The 14,783-nt window shown below is 33.9% G+C and carries 14 protein-coding genes; 6 read left to right on the top strand and 8 right to left on the bottom strand.

Annotation, left to right across the window (positions count from 1 at the left end; translation table 11 throughout):
* Window positions 1-174 precede the first annotated feature (174 nt).
* From dnaN to KFZ70_RS15720, 7 genes are all read right to left on the bottom strand, one after another.
* A complete protein-coding gene (gene dnaN, locus KFZ70_RS15750; RefSeq protein ID WP_139698834.1) occupies window positions 175-1,293 on the bottom strand; it encodes a DNA polymerase III subunit beta in 1,119 nt (372 codons plus the stop codon).
* A gap of 174 nt (window positions 1,294-1,467) precedes the next feature.
* Entirely contained in the window at window positions 1,468-3,135 is a 1,668-nt protein-coding gene (gene gldG, locus KFZ70_RS15745; RefSeq protein ID WP_139698835.1) for a gliding motility-associated ABC transporter substrate-binding protein GldG, read from the bottom strand.
* The gene (locus KFZ70_RS15740) at window positions 3,128-3,613 is read right to left on the bottom strand and encodes a hypothetical protein (RefSeq protein WP_139698836.1); all 486 of its coding nucleotides are present in this window, start codon (window positions 3,611-3,613) and stop codon (window positions 3,128-3,130) included. The genes gldG and KFZ70_RS15740 overlap by 8 nt, the downstream gene beginning before the upstream one ends.
* Window positions 3,610-4,329 carry a gliding motility-associated ABC transporter permease subunit GldF gene (gene gldF, locus KFZ70_RS15735; protein ID WP_139698837.1) on the bottom strand — a complete coding sequence of 240 codons (720 nt, stop codon included), beginning with the start codon at window positions 4,327-4,329 and terminating at the stop codon, window positions 3,610-3,612. Before gldF ends, KFZ70_RS15740 begins: the two co-directional genes overlap by 4 nt.
* Before the next feature lie 50 nt (window positions 4,330-4,379).
* Window positions 4,380-4,925: an isochorismatase family protein gene (locus KFZ70_RS15730; RefSeq protein WP_139698838.1), complete on the bottom strand. Its 546-nt coding sequence runs from the start codon at window positions 4,923-4,925 to the stop codon at window positions 4,380-4,382.
* A 1-nt stretch (window position 4,926) separates the two neighbouring features.
* A complete protein-coding gene (locus KFZ70_RS15725; RefSeq protein WP_139698839.1) occupies window positions 4,927-5,223 on the bottom strand; it encodes a putative quinol monooxygenase in 297 nt (98 codons plus the stop codon).
* A gap of 14 nt (window positions 5,224-5,237) precedes the next feature.
* A complete protein-coding gene (locus KFZ70_RS15720; protein ID WP_139698840.1) occupies window positions 5,238-6,134 on the bottom strand; it encodes an S-adenosyl-l-methionine hydroxide adenosyltransferase family protein in 897 nt (298 codons plus the stop codon).
* A gap of 155 nt (window positions 6,135-6,289) precedes the next feature.
* Here KFZ70_RS15720 and KFZ70_RS15715 point away from each other — a divergent pair, with 155 nt between their 5' ends.
* Window positions 6,290-7,243 carry a PhoH family protein gene (locus KFZ70_RS15715; protein WP_139698841.1) on the top strand — a complete coding sequence of 318 codons (954 nt, stop codon included), beginning with the start codon at window positions 6,290-6,292 and terminating at the stop codon, window positions 7,241-7,243.
* A gap of 153 nt (window positions 7,244-7,396) precedes the next feature.
* On the top strand, window positions 7,397-8,344 hold the full coding sequence (locus KFZ70_RS15710; RefSeq protein ID WP_139698842.1) for a phosphoribosylaminoimidazolesuccinocarboxamide synthase: 948 nt from the start codon (window positions 7,397-7,399) through the stop codon (window positions 8,342-8,344).
* A 113-nt stretch (window positions 8,345-8,457) separates the two neighbouring features.
* On the opposite strand, the gene KFZ70_RS15705 is transcribed toward KFZ70_RS15710, so the two are convergent.
* Window positions 8,458-8,880 (bottom strand): hypothetical protein, encoded by a 423-nt coding sequence (locus KFZ70_RS15705; protein ID WP_139698843.1) that lies wholly within the window; start codon window positions 8,878-8,880, stop codon window positions 8,458-8,460.
* Window positions 8,881-12,477: 3,597 nt separating this feature from the next.
* Here KFZ70_RS15705 and KFZ70_RS15700 point away from each other — a divergent pair.
* From KFZ70_RS15700 to proB, 4 genes are read left to right on the top strand one after another with little or no spacing between them, the layout of a single operon-like run.
* On the top strand, window positions 12,478-12,915 hold the full coding sequence (locus KFZ70_RS15700) for a GNAT family N-acetyltransferase (RefSeq protein ID WP_139698494.1): 438 nt from the start codon (window positions 12,478-12,480) through the stop codon (window positions 12,913-12,915).
* Window positions 12,916-12,948: 33 nt separating this feature from the next.
* On the top strand, window positions 12,949-13,140 hold the full coding sequence (locus KFZ70_RS15695; RefSeq protein ID WP_139698495.1) for a hypothetical protein: 192 nt from the start codon (window positions 12,949-12,951) through the stop codon (window positions 13,138-13,140).
* A gap of 24 nt (window positions 13,141-13,164) precedes the next feature.
* Window positions 13,165-13,971, top strand: a complete 807-nt coding sequence (proC, locus tag KFZ70_RS15690; RefSeq protein WP_139698496.1) for a pyrroline-5-carboxylate reductase — start codon at window positions 13,165-13,167, stop codon at window positions 13,969-13,971.
* 1 nt (window position 13,972) lies between these two features.
* Window positions 13,973-14,743, top strand: coding sequence for a glutamate 5-kinase (gene proB / locus KFZ70_RS15685; RefSeq protein WP_139698497.1), 771 nt, complete (start codon window positions 13,973-13,975; stop codon window positions 14,741-14,743).
* The last annotated feature ends 40 nt before the right edge of the window (window positions 14,744-14,783 follow it).

The raw sequence follows: 14,783 nt of genomic DNA, 5'->3' as shown, positions 1-14,783 counted from the left end.
ATATTCGTGTTGCACTTATTAATTGAACTTAGACAAGAATAAAAAGGGTAATAAAGTTGAACAAGTTCAACAGGAAAAAATTATTTTTCGATTTAAGTAATAAAAAAAGCAGTAATCATTTGGCTACTGCTTTTTTTTATATCAAGTTCCTGTTTGTACAGGCGTTTAGTTTGTTTAACTATTTAACATCACTGGCATGACAAGCATAGTCACCTGTTCGCCCTCATCAAGCCCATCAATTGGGGTTAAAATACCAGCGCGGTTTGGCATACTCATTTCTAATTGTACATCATCAGAACTTAAGTTATTCAACATTTCAGTTAAAAAACGTGAATTGAAACCAATTTGCATATCGTCACCTTGATAATCACAAGTTAAACGCTCTTCAGCTTTGTTACTGTAATCAATATCTTCGGCAGAAATATTAAGTTCGGCACCCGCTATACGCAATCTTATTTGGTGTGTTGTTTTGTTAGAGAAAATACTAACCCGACGTACAGAATTTAAAAACTGGTTTCTGCCAATTACTAATTTATTTGGATTTTCTTTGGGAATCACCGCTTCATAATTAGGGTATTTACCATCAATTAAACGACAAATAAGTACTGAATTTTCAAAGGTGAATTTCGCATTACTTTCGTTGTATTCAATGGTTACATCATCTTCACTGGCAGCTAAAATGCCTTTTAATAAGTTTAAAGGTTTTTTAGGCATAATAAATTCAGCCACCTGATTGGCTTTAATATCCTCTCGTGTATATTTTACTAGTTTATGCGCATCTGTAGCAACAAAGGTTAAGCCTTCGGTTGAAAACTGAAAAAACACACCGCTCATTACGGGGCGTAAATCATCATTACCCGCAGCAAAAATAGTTTTACTTATCGCGGTTGCCAAAACATCACCAGTCACTACTGTTTTACTAGGATCTTCAAGCGCTACGGCTTTTGGAAACTCTTTACCATTAGCATAAGCCAGAGCATATTTACCATGGTTTGAGCTAATTTCAACGGTGTTGTTATCCTCTATAACAAAGGTTAAAGGTTGTTCAGGAAATGTTTTTAAAGTATCTAATAGCAATCTGGCAGGAATGGCTACACTACCTTCTGAATCACTTTCTACTTCAAGAGTAGAAGACATGGTAGTTTCTAAATCACTGGCAGAAACAGTTAAATGATTATGGTTTAATTCAAATAAAAAATTATCTAAAATAGGTAACGTGTTTGAACTGTTTATAACACCACCCAAAACCTGTAGTTGCTTTAATAAATAAGTACTTGATACTATAAATTTCATCTGAAGATATTATGGTTTTTCTAATGTTGTTTTAAAATTGAATGTCAGTTTAAATCTTGTGATTATATCTGAATAATAGCTTTAAAATAAACAATTTACTTCGTTTATGTTGACAATCTATTACTTACAAATATATTCTAAACGCTTAAGATTTGGAAACAAACTTATTAACATTTAAGCGGCATATTTTTTCTTTCTAAATGAATTAAAAGTGAAACCAAAAATAGCGAGTAAGAGTAGTGGTAATAAGATGTTTATGAGTTGCCACTTGGTTTTTTCATCGGCTATTTTTTGTTGATTTAGAAAAGCAATAGCAATTTCCTTGCTTCGAATGTTTATAAGTCCGTTATCATCTAATAAGTAATTTACGGCATTGAGTAAAAATTCTTTATTCCCGTAAACTTGACCAGTCCATCGGTCAAAGCCTAATTCCTGAGGTTTACCACGTAGCACGTCATTCTTAATGATATCACCATCAGCAATCACTATCATTTTAGTAGGAACACTTTTATCAAGGCCTTGGGCTAGCTTAAACGGTTTAATGCGGTTGGCATAAGCCGAAGGGAATGTGCCTTCTAATAATACACCTAGTGTTTGGTTGCCTTTATTAAATGACTGAGGATCTTGTGGTTTAGTGACTAGCTCTAAATTAATTTCTCGCGGTGTGCCTTCAAGTTTTGAGAGTGGCGCAGATTCTAAGAGAATGGTTTTTTTAACAGCATTTTTCAAGGTATCCATTTGGTTAGCAAAATCAAATTTCACCAAATTCAAATTATTGACAATAGGATGGTTTTTATTGGAGCCAGCTAATGGCGAGTAAGGCCATTGTAAATGCTGAAATTGAGCCTGGCTACCTTCACCCATAGCTAAAGTAATGGGAGCCGAATACAGCGTACTCACTATTGAAGGGTTAACGCGTACCCCGTATTTAAAGAAAAAGTCTGTTAAATTTAAGTCTCTTTGAATAGCGACGTTCATGCCGTTGGCATTGTACAAGCTATCTTTTTCCATAGCCACGGCATCAATCATCCAAAGGCTTTTGCCACCTTGCATGGTATATTGATCTAACACTAATTTTTCTGCTTCAGAAAATGCTTCAGTTGGTTTAGCTGAAATGATTAAATCAAAATTGCTAATATCTCGTAGCACTTTTTGTGGATTGTTTGAAACGCTGTCTAAGGTAAAAGGAGCTATGTAATAATACGCTCCAAGTTTTTTAACAAAGTCGGCAATATATATATCTTCAAGTTGTCTGTTACCTTTTAAAATGGCAATTTTTTTACTTTTAGGGTTTATTAGCTTACTAAAACCATCGGCAAAAGCATATTCTAAATGCTGCACCGAGTTGCTTACCAATTCCTGCTGTGAGGCGCCAATCTTATTTTTTACTAATGGAATAATAACGGTTTGTTCCTTATAGCTGGCTAATGCCCAAGGGAAAATAACCGCATTAGAGGATTTTCCATGTTCTTGAACACTCAATTGCATGGGGGTTAGACCGCGCTCTGTAAGTTGTTGTATGTTGCGTTCTCTATTAGATGCATCTTCCAAAGGATTGATAAAACTGAAAACAATATTTTTATTTTCTGCTGAGAACTCTTCCAGTAATTGACGTGTTTCATTTTGTAGCCGTCTAAATTCAGAAGGAAAGTCTTCGCCTTCTAAAAAAACATCAATAACTATGGGAGAATCTAAATCTTCAATAATGTTTACGGCAGATTCACTTAGTGTATAGCGTTTATCAGCTGTTAAATCAAAACGCTTGTATAGGTTTTGGCTAATGCTGTTGATGAGGACTAAACCAACAAGTATTATGGCTATATGCTTTATCGTTTTATTCAAAATCTTTTTCTAATTGATAGGTTTTTAGTTGGGTTACTTTATTGTTTTTAAAAATAAGCTCCAAGCATTCTTGTTTATCATTAAAAGCTCCAGGCTTAAAACCTAAATTATAATTCCATTTATTTTCAGATTTACTGTTTGTGGCCTCATCCCAACCTAACCAGTCAGCTTTACCTAGTACCGTTTTAATACTATCTTTTTCTGAATTGACAAACAATTGGTTTGACAGGATGTGGTTTAACATTTCGTAGCGTAGCTCGGGCTGTTCTTTCCACGAATTTTCGTCAAAATATTTCTCATGATGATAACTAGTAAAAATGTTTATTAGCGGATAAAACACATAGAAATAAGCAATAGGTGTTAGAGCTAAACTGACTAATAACGTGAGCCATTTTCTGTGGTCAATGGTTCTAACAAACAGCCATACCAGAATAAATACAATACTAATTAAAATAATAAAGGTAGGCCTTAAAATCATTTTTGAGAGGTATTCAAATTTAATTTGGTTAACATTAAAAAGAATATCGTGATGCTTAAAAAATAAACAATATCTCTCGTATCTAATACACCACGACTCATACTTTTAAAGTGCACACTCATACTAAGTTGTTCTATAAAATGACTAGAAGTAAAGGCGGCAACCCCTTCAAAACCTATGTAAAATAGGAAACAAATAAAAACAGCGCTTATAAAAGCTACAATTTGATTGTCAGACAAGCTTGAGGCAAAAACACCAATAGCCGTATAGGAAGCTACCAAAAATAATAATCCGAAATAAGACCCTAGTGTACTTCCCATATCCAGATTACCAACAGGATTACCTAATTGATAAACGGTATAAACATAGAGTAGGGTAGGTATAAGAGCTATGATAATTAAAATAAATGCTCCAAAATATTTGCCTAAAACGATATTAAAGTGCGCTATTGGTTTGGTGAGTAACAGCTCTAAAGTACCTTGTTTTTTTTCATCAGAAAAACTACGCATTGTCACTGCGGGAATAAGAAAAATAAGAATCCAAGGCGCCAGCATAAAAAATGGCGATACATCAGAAAACCCATAATCTAAAATATTAAATTCGCCTTTAAACAACCATAAAAACAGACCGTTTAACACTAAAAAAATGGAGATGACCAAATAACCAATTGGGGATGCAAAAAATGAATTAATTTCTTTTTTTAAAATGGCAAGCATTTAGTGATGTTTTGAGTTTGGGCTAAAGGTAAAATTTTTCATCTAATTTTTTATAGTGATGTACTAATGGTTTTAAAATCTTCTACCTTAAGTGTTCCTTTAGTATTTATCATATTTTGCCACACCCAGTTGTAGTGAAGAATAATTTGCTTAGCACTTACATGTTGCCGTTCACCTGTGGTATGCGCATCGGCCACTACCGTAATGTTATAGTCTTTAGTTAGCGCTGATTGTACGGTAGCTTCAATACAAAAATCGGTAGCACAACCAGTAATGTACAGTGTTTCAACCTCTAGTACTTTAAGTATGGATTGTAGTTTTGATTTGTAAAAAGCATCATTAGCATACTTATCTATGAAGTAATCTTCATCATGCGTTGTTAAGCCATCTAAAAGTTCGTGCTCATAAGTCCCTGGAATAAATTCTGAATCTTTTGTACCATCATGTTGAATGTGTATTACAGGAAAATGACGTTTCCTAAATTGACTTGCCAAAGTATTAATTCTTGATAAAACTCCCAATGTATCAAACCTAGGTGTTTTAGGTGTGAATGATCCTTTTTGCATGTCAATTATAAGCAGTGCTTTTCGTGCCATTTTATTCCAAAGATTCTAATTTATCAACACTCCAGGCTTCAGGCTTTCTATTAAAAAGAGGCTTGGTTTTACTCCAAACGGACTTAAAAAGGTCTGAATGCCGGTATGCTTCCAAATGTGCAGCGGTTTGCCAATAACTGTAGGTAAAAAAAATGGAGGGGTCTTGTTGGTCTTGATACAATTCTAAAAACATACAGCCTTCAAACTGTCGTATGTTATGTTTACTGGCATGAAATTGCCTTAAAAACGTATCAACATATGCGGTGTCAAATCCCATTTTTACAATTCTAACAAGCATAACAGATGTATCGATTATTCAAAATCTGGAATATTATGAACGTTTTTAGGTAATTCAATGCCTTTTGGAATTACAGGTTTGGTTGTAAACTTCACGCTTACAGCATCCATAAGACCTAAACCCAATAATGTCGATGCGCTTCCTACGGTTTCACTATTGCTTTTATATACGGCAATTTCTAAAAAGTTTCCCGAATTAAAAACCACAAGTTTTCTGCCTTCGTCATGTCGTTTGTTTTCAGGAATATCAAAATTAACAAGATCACTGTATTTCTGATAGATCTTTTTAAAGGTATAATTGCGCGCCGAGATCTCAAAGTCTCTTCCTTTTTGAATGGTTTCAAAAAAGTTTCTCTTAATATTGGTAACCACATTTCCGTAGTTATCAATGTAAATCACACTACCAATAATCTGTGTTTTATCATCATTAACGTAAGGTACAATATTTTTAATGGGTTTAATTTCGCTAATGCGTTTACCAATCACATCAAGCGTGCCACCTCTTGCAATATGGCAAGCTACTTTTACAAAGACATCTAAAACTGGGAAACTGGTTTGTATTTTATTATGAATGTTAATTTCTACAATTTGTTCTGGGGCAATTTCGGAGCAAATCATACTCATAATACCATTGTTAGCACAGATAAAGTAGTGGTCGTCAAGCTTTATAGCAATATGTTTGTTTTCTGGATTTATTTCGGCATCAATACCAATAATATGAATGGTACCCTTAGGAAAACTCGCATAGGCATTTTGAATAATATACGCTGCCTCGGGAATGTTAAAAGGCGAAACAGAATGTGAGATATCAACAATATTAACATCTGGAAGTTCACTATAAATAGCGCCTCGCGTCGCACCAGCAAAGTAATCTTTCTCCCCAAAATCAGTTGTTAAAGTGATGATTGCCATGGACAAATTGTTGATATGTTTTTAAGGTTAAGTCACCCAATTTTATGTATTTTTGATTATCACTGGGTGTGATACAAAACTAATTAAATCATTTGGTCTGACGAAGTTTAAAATTTAATTAATCAGATTACAACCATAAACCAAAATAAAAGCCTTTGAACGAACTCATCTTAGAACTTGAAGAGATTACTCCAAAAGAGTTTTTTGGAGCCCACAACACTAACATTGAACTACTAAAAAAATACTTTCCGAAGCTAAAAATAGTAGCACGCGGCAATAAAATAAAAGCCTTTGGTGATGAAGAATTGCTCGAGGAATTTGATAGACGCATCACCATGCTACTAAAACATTTTGCCAAGTATAATACATTAGATGAAAATACTATAGAGCGTGTATTAACTAGCCAAAGCAGTGATGATTATACCACTTCAAAAGCCAGTGGAGAAACCATTGTACATGGTGTAGGAGGAAGAATGATAAAAGCCCAAACTGCCAACCAGCGCAAACTAGTAGAACTGATGCGTAAAAATGATATGGTATTTGCTATTGGGCCTGCCGGAACAGGAAAAACCTATACAGGTATAGCATTAGCGGTTCAGGCTCTAAAAAATAAAGAAGTTAAGCGTATCATTTTAACGCGGCCGGCGGTAGAGGCAGGAGAGAATCTTGGTTTTTTACCTGGGGATTTAAAAGAAAAACTAGATCCCTACATGCAACCTTTGTATGATGCCTTACGCGATATGATTGCCCCCGAAAAACTGGCACATTATATTGAAAATGGTACCATACAAATTGCACCGTTAGCCTTCATGCGCGGACGTACGCTTGATAATGCTTTTGTGATTCTTGATGAGGGACAAAACACCACTCATGCCCAAATGAAAATGTTTTTAACCCGTATGGGAAAAAACGCTAAGTTTTTATTAACAGGAGATCCAGGGCAGATTGATTTACCGCGCCGCACTATTTCAGGTTTAAAAGAAGCGCTGCTAATTTTAAAGAATGTAGAAGGTGTTGGCATTGTGTTTTTAGATGATAAAGACGTAATTCGTCATAAACTGGTTAAAAAAGTAATTGAAGCCTACAAGAGTATAGAAAACAGAGATTAGTTATTTTTGTAGCTGTTTCCCGCTTTCGGCAGTCGCTCTCTTTGAGGAGCTCCAACAATTGCCTTAATCGCGGCTAAGGCAGGGTAACACAACATAATATAAACCGTTCAATAAGGCACTTAGCAACAAGCGAGTAGTCAAATGTAAATTATAATGAGTAATACCATAATAGATACCAATTTCAATTTTCCAGGACAAAAAAGTGTGTATAAGGGAAAAGTAAGAGAAGTTTATAACATCAAAGACCAAGAATTGGTCATGATAGCTACAGATAGGCTTTCAGCCTTTGATGTGGTGATGCCAAAAGGCATACCTTACAAAGGTCAAATACTAAACCAGATTGCTACTAAAATGATGGCCGCCACTGAAGATTTGGTGCCTAATTGGTTAACCGCTACACCAGACCCAAACGTGGCCGTAGGACATTTGTGCGAACCCTTTAAAGTAGAAATGGTAATACGAGGTTATATGTCTGGGCATGCAGCACGCGAGTATAAAGCTGGTAAGCGTATGCTTTGTGGTGAGCCAATGTCAGAAGGGATGAAGGAAAATGATAAATTTCCAGAGCCTATCATCACGCCAGCTACCAAAGCAGAAATGGGAGACCATGATGAGGATATTTCTCGTGAAGACATTTTGGCTAAAGGCATTGTAAGTGAAGCCGATTATGTGGTTTTAGAAGATTATACCCGTAAACTGTTTCAACGCGGATCAGAAATTGCGGCCTCAAGAGGCTTAATTTTGGTAGATACCAAATACGAGTTTGGGAAAACCAAAAACGGGCAAATAGTCTTGATTGATGAAATACACACCCCAGATTCTTCGCGTTATTTTTATGCAGAAGGGTATGAGGAGCGTCAAGCCAAAGGCGAACCGCAAAAACAACTCTCTAAAGAATTTGTACGCCAATGGTTGATAAGTAATAACTTTCAAGGTTTAGAAGGGCAAACAGTTCCTGAAATGACTGATGCTTATATTGAAAGCGTCTCAGAACGTTATATTGAACTTTACGAAAACATTACAGGTGAAACTTTTGTAAAAGGAGATGTGAATAATATCCAAGAACGTATAGAACAAAATGTTTTAGCGTATTTGAAGTAAGTTTATTTGGTGGTATATAAAAACCGCTCGGTCTTTTGAGGTGACCGAGCGGTTTTTTGAACGAATCAAACTATAGTATTTTTTAAGCGTTAAGGTGCTTTTATACTATAAAGCTATTCAACAACGGGGACTTCTAGTATCAAGAATTGTGCTTCGCCTTCAGCATCTTCTCCTTGATAAAACTTAAAGGTATATGTTTCTTTTTGTAAGGCTTCTACAGGAATTGAAAATGTAGCCTCTTTGAACACGTCAGCACATGCCACATCATCATCAACATGTACTATTGGATAAATAAGCCTTGAAGTACCATCATAGAGGTACTCATATTGATCATAATAGAAATAACAACTATTGGGTAAGGCTACGGTACCTGTAATGATATACCTGTTTCCGTGAACAAATTCTTCAGGGACTTCTGCCGTTAAAACAATGCCTTTTTCTAAATGAAAAGCATGTGTGTCATCATCATCACTACATGAGGTTGCAGTCACCATTAGTGTCACAACTATAATGGCTAAATACTTAAATGTTTTCACTTTACTTTGTTTTTTTATTTTGGGTAAATTTAGAATGTTTTGATTACAGCGCGTGATTTATTATAGGTTAACTGTCTAAAATCGTAATTGATTTGACTTTAAGGGATAATGAAGCGGAAATTGATAATTAGGGTTTTGTATAAGCGTTACAGTCAAAAAAAAACCGCTCAGTATTTTGAGATTACTGAGCAGTTTCAAACTAACCAAACTAACTATATGAAAAACTTACTATTGTCTTATATCTGTAATAGGGTATAAGTGTTATAAAACCCCTAAATTTTTATTCTATTTTTATTTCTTTGAGTCAAAGATACCCCAGATACAAAGGCTAAATGGTGTTTTTTTAAGTGAAGTGTTCTAAAAAGGAAGTGAACTGAATAACAGGCAAAGTAAAGCGTGTTTTAGATGCATCATAAAAAAACCGCTCAGTATTTTGAGATTACTGAGCGGTTTCAAACTAACCAAACTAACTATATGAAAAACTTACTATTGTCTTATATCTGTAATAGGGTATAAGTGTTATAAAACCCCTAAATTTTTATTCTATTTTTATTTCTTTGAGTCAAAGATACCCCAGATACAAAGGCTAAACGGTGTTTTTTTAAGTGAAGTGTTCTAAAAAGGAAGTGAACTGAATAACAGGCAAAGTAAAGCGTGTTTTAGATGCATCATAAAAAAACCGCTCAGTATTTTGAGATTACTGAGCGGTTTCAAACTAACCAAACTAACTATATGAAAAACTTACTATTGTCTTATATCTGTAATAGGGTATAAGTGTTATAAAACCCCTAATTTTTTATTCTATTTTTTTCTTTGAGTCAAAGATACCCCAGATACAAAGGCTAAACGGTGTCTTTTTAAGTGAAGTGTTCTAAAAAGGAAGTGAACTGAATAACAGGCAAAGTAAAGCGTGTTTTAGATGCATAAAAAAAACCGCTCAGTATTTTGAGATTACTGAGCGGTTTCAAACTAACCAAACTAACTATATGAAAAACTTACTATTGTCTTATATCTGTAATAGGGTATAAGTGTTATAAAACCCCTAATTTTTTATTCTATTTTTTTCTTTGAGTCAAAGATACCCCAGATACAAAGGCTAAACGGTGTCTTTTTAAGTGAAGTGTTCTAAAAAGGAAGTGAACTGAATAACAGGCAAAGTAAAGCGTGTTTTAGATGCATCATAAAAAAACCGCTCAGTATTTTGAGATTACTGAGCGGTTTCAAACTAACCAAACTAACTATATGAAAAACTTACTATTGTCTTATATCTGTAATAGGGTATAAGTGTTATAAAACCCCTAATTTTTTATTCTATTTTTTCTTTGAGTCAAAGATACCCCAGATACAAAGGCTAAACGGTGTCTTTTTAAGTGAAGTGTTCTAAAAAGGAAGTGAACTGAATAACAGGCAAAGTAAAGCGTGTTTTAGATGCATCATAAAAAAACCGCTCAGTATTTTGAGATTACTGAGCGGTTTCAAACTAACCAAACTAACTATATGAAAAACTTACTATTGTCTTATATCTGTAATAGGGTATAAGTGTTATAAAACCCCTAATTTTTTATTCTATTTTTTCTTTGAGTCAAAGATACCCCAGATACAAAGGCTAAACGGTGTCTTTTTAAGTGAAGTGTTCTAAAAAGGAAGTGAACTGACTATAGAAGGCATTTAAATGCATGTAACAAAAAAACCGCTTAGTTTTAGAAGAAGACTAAACGGTTTTCAACCTAACCAACTAAATAAAATTTTATCTAATCTTTTCTAAAGTACGTATTTAAGAATGTTTTAATCGGGTTTAAATATTAATTTAATGTTAACTTTTTGTTTGTTAAGGTGTTATGAGGGGTTTTGTTATTTGGTGATTTTCAAATTCACATATAAAAAACCGCTCAGTATTTTGAGATTACTGAGCGGTTTTAAACTAGCCAAACTAACTATATGAAAAAGTTACTATTGTCAATCGGATAGCGAAAGTGAGTTTATTATAATAACGGATAAAGTGAACAATATGTTTAGAAAAACAGACAATTAGTGATTTAAATTAAGTTTTGGTCGCACTAACAATTTATACTTTCCAATATACCCAGATATATCAGTAATAAGGTATAAATAGCCATTGTGTTCTTAATAAGAGATTACTTCTCCTACAAGCTTAACTGTTTTATCATAATAAATTTGTAAAATTTCCCATGTATTACTTAAATGCATTATCATACCATAGGCCACGGGTTTAGATTGCAGCATTAGAGGAAGGTCAAAATAAGCATTTTTATAAAGGATTTGGGATGAATTTTGTCTAATAAATAATCTCTTTTAGTTATAAAACCTGGCCAAAGACTATCATCTGATCTTGTTGAAATTCCATCAGAAAACTCAGGTGACAAGTAAAATAGGTAAAGGGTGTTAACGTTTTTATGCTGAATTCAATTCAAGCAGATTTGAAAATAGTTAGAGAAAACAATAATTAATTTAGAAAAAATAACCGCCTAACTTTGGGGGAATTAAGCGGTTTAGGTCTAGCCAAAATGGCTAGAGTCTACTAGTTTTTGTCTTCTGTTTTTTAAGGAGGTTTATTACACCTATTAAAGCATAATAAATCCAATACAAAATTATAACCTCTAATCATTTTTTAGTTTGGAAATAATTTGAAGTATCTAAAATGGTTATTGAACCAGCAAGAACATAACGTGAAGGGTTTTTAAGGTTATTAGATTTGTATGAAACTTATATTATTTTTTTAGTTTCTGTGATAAAAAAACCGCCCAGTTTTTAAGATCACCGGGCGGTTTTAAACAAACCAAACTTACTCTATGAAAAACTTACTATCACTAGCAGCTTTCAATGGGTTAAAAGTACAGTTGTTATTTGAGATAAGCCTTCGCTATTAAAGCGAAGTAACTAAAAATTCATGTAAAGCAACTTAAAGGCCGTGTAAAGTAAAAATTATCCGCTTAACTCTCTCTAAAACTAAGCGGATTCAAACTAACCAAACTAACTATATGAAAAACTTACTCTTTTCAATTAATAACAGAATAAAACGTATAAAACTTAAAAATTCTTCTTCTCAAAATTATTTTCTGTTATTAATATGACACAAAGATAGGGTAGGAGTATGGCTAAGTTTTTCTTAATAAAGTGAAGTGGTCAGAAGTGGTGGTGAAATGACTTCAACAGAGTATAAACCGTCTATGGATTTATAGCGTAAGGTAGTGTATGTTAAATAAGCTTATAAAATTAGTCGGATTAAAACTTTAAATTAAATACAAGATTTATGCGCTCAATAAAAAGTGATATAATATTAAACCGGCTCAAACTTGTTATTGGTACTGTGTTTTTGTAAATTTGCACCATGGGAAAAGGAATACATGAAAAACGAAATAGCAGAGTCTTCAACTTCAACTTTCTAGTTTTTAGAAATCAGTCTGATAAATTTATTCCTCCTACAACATAATCATAGCACTGCTTCTGTTTCGGTGTAACTGCCTTTATTTAATCATTATAAATCATTACATAGTTAATTATTATGTAGTGTTGTTTTGAGATGAATTCAAATATGTGCCTTTTGTAACAAGGTGTAACCTTCCTTATAAATAGTTTATGGAAATAAAAATCTTTGATGCCTTTACGAGGTTATCAACAATGAACATTAATCAAATTACAAATTTTTTACATAAATATTCTGGTGACTTTAAAGATAGTAAGTTTGGGATAAGAAAATCTATTATGTATGCAGCAAAAGAAATACCTGGGATAGGCGGGTATGTTTTGGTAATTGAAGATGCAACCGACATTGTAGGAGCGGCCGTGGTTAATAAAACAGGAATGAAAGACTATATTCCAGAGAATATATTAGTGAATCTTGCTATTAAACCAAGTTACAGAGGAAAAGGAATTGCGAAAACTCTTATTAGGCAACTTAAGTCGTATTGTAAAGGAAGCATTGCTCTACATATCAACCCCGAAAATCCTGCTATAGCATTATTTAAAAAAGAAGGTTTTAAAGTAGCAAACATTGAAATGCGTCTTATGCGGTAACCTTAAAACACTATTAAAATTTAAAGCAATCTTATGAAAATTATAAAAATAAAACGAAAAACAAATTACGAAAAACGCTACTCCTTAAAAATGGGAGAGCTTACCACCAAGGTCACGTATATAAAAAAATACTTTTTAGGGATTCCCTTTGAAACGTTGCATAAATACAGAGAAACCTACTACGGAGAGGTGAAAGACTGTAAAGACTGTATGCTATTTATTTAAATAAAAATCTGAAATAAAAAACAAATGAGAGTACTTGTTATTGGCGCTGGAAATATGGGGATGACCTATGCAGAAGGTATGTCGAAATCCAAATTATTAAAAAAAAGAAGCATCATGGTTATTGATAGTTGTTCTGAAAAATTAGAGCAACTCAAGTCTTCAGAAAACTTTGAAGCCCATAAAACGTTTGAAGATTGTGTACCCAAGGCAGATATTATTTTTATAGCCGTAAAGCCTTATCATGCTGAAGAATTATTAAAAAACATTTCGCCATTATTAAATGAGGAACAAATCATCATATCTATTATGGCTGGGGTAACTATTAAGGCCATGCAGGATATTGCAGGATTGCCTAAAATTGTTAGAGCTATGCCCAATTTACCAGCCCAAATAGGTAAGGGGCTAACCTCTTATGTAGCTACAAAATCGGTATCAAGAATTGAATTGCTGGCTATAGAAAGTCTTTTAAATACCACAGGCAAATCCATAAAAGTTTCTAATGAAAAGTTTATTGATGCTTCAACAGGAATTTCAGGAAGCGGGCCCGCCTATGTGTTTTATTTTATGCAAAGTATGATGGAAGCAGCCCTTGAAATGGGCTTCTCTCAAAATGATTCCACGCTACTGGTAAGTCAAACCTTTTCAGGAGCTGTTGAACTATTCAATCAGAATAATTTATCGCCTACTACCTGGATGGACCGTGTGGCATCAAAAGGAGGCACCACCCAAGCAGCTTTAGATTCTATGGATGATAATAATATAAACGAACTTATAAAGGAGGCCGCTCAAGCAGCATTTAATCGTGCGATAGAGTTAGGAAAAACATACTAAAATGTACAAAGAACGTATAGTAATTAAGGTTGGTACAAATGTAATGACCAATAAAGATAATAGAATTGTAAGACCTGTTCTGAGAAATTTGGTGAAGCAGATTGCGGCACTTTATGAAAGAGATATTATGACCATATTGGTGTCATCAGGATCGGTCATTGCAGGTAAAGAGGTCCTAGGAAAATCAAACATTCAAAATAGAACCCAACGCAGACAGGTTTATTCGGCTATTGGACAACCACGAATGATGCGTTTATATTATAATATTTTTCATGAATACGGTATGAAGTGTGCGCAAGTGTTACCAACAAAGCGTGATTTTAGCCCAGGCCAGCACCGAGAACATATGATTAGTTGTTGTGAAGGTTTACTTGCCGAAGGGGTAGTACCTATTGCTAATGAAGATGATGCAGTATCGGTAACAATGTCAATGTTTTCAGATAATGATGAATTAGCTAGTTTAATTGCACAACTTATTAATGCGGACAGGCTGATTATTTTAACCGATATTAATGGGTTGTATACGGGAGATCCAGCTGATGAAAGCACCAATTTAGTAAAAAAAGTGGGGCCAGATGAAGACTTAAATAAATATATAGAAGATTCTAAGAAAAGTGAAGGAGAAGGGCGTGGTGGTATGGGATCAAAATTAGAGTATGCTCAAGAAACAGCTTCTAAAAATATTCCTACCTATATAGCCAACGGAAAATTAGATAATACCATAATAGATATTATAGATGGAAAGCCTATTGGGACTAAAGTGTCTCTATAGGCTTTCCTTATAAAATTGTATTAAAAAAGGTAGTAAATGG

The sequence above is a fragment of the Allotamlana fucoidanivorans genome (assembly GCF_045788535.1).
GTDB lineage: Bacteria > Bacteroidota > Bacteroidia > Flavobacteriales > Flavobacteriaceae > Allotamlana > Allotamlana fucoidanivorans.
Note: the sequence above shows the minus strand (reverse complement) of the source record. Positions and strands in the feature narration are given on the sequence as shown.

Bases quoted from the DNA above. Each gene is read 5' to 3' on its own strand.
- KFZ70_RS15725 (WP_139698839.1), bottom strand. From the start codon at position 5,223: ATGCTTGTTAGAATTGTAAAAATGGGATTTGACACCGCATATGTTGAT.
- KFZ70_RS15695 (WP_139698495.1), top strand. From the start codon at position 12,949: ATGAAAATTATAAAAATAAAACGAAAAACAAATTACGAAAAACGCTAC.
- gldF (WP_139698837.1), bottom strand. From the start codon at position 4,329: ATGCTTGCCATTTTAAAAAAAGAAATTAATTCATTTTTTGCATCCCCA.
- proC (WP_139698496.1), top strand. From the start codon at position 13,165: ATGAGAGTACTTGTTATTGGCGCTGGAAATATGGGGATGACCTATGCA.
- KFZ70_RS15730 (WP_139698838.1), bottom strand. From the start codon at position 4,925: ATGGCACGAAAAGCACTGCTTATAATTGACATGCAAAAAGGATCATTC.
- KFZ70_RS15710 (WP_139698842.1), top strand. From the start codon at position 7,397: ATGAGTAATACCATAATAGATACCAATTTCAATTTTCCAGGACAAAAA.
- proB (WP_139698497.1), top strand. From the start codon at position 13,973: ATGTACAAAGAACGTATAGTAATTAAGGTTGGTACAAATGTAATGACC.
- dnaN (WP_139698834.1), bottom strand. From the start codon at position 1,293: ATGAAATTTATAGTATCAAGTACTTATTTATTAAAGCAACTACAGGTT.
- KFZ70_RS15720 (WP_139698840.1), bottom strand. From the start codon at position 6,134: ATGGCAATCATCACTTTAACAACTGATTTTGGGGAGAAAGATTACTTT.
- KFZ70_RS15740 (WP_139698836.1), bottom strand. From the start codon at position 3,613: ATGATTTTAAGGCCTACCTTTATTATTTTAATTAGTATTGTATTTATT.
- KFZ70_RS15700 (WP_139698494.1), top strand. From the start codon at position 12,478: ATGGAAATAAAAATCTTTGATGCCTTTACGAGGTTATCAACAATGAAC.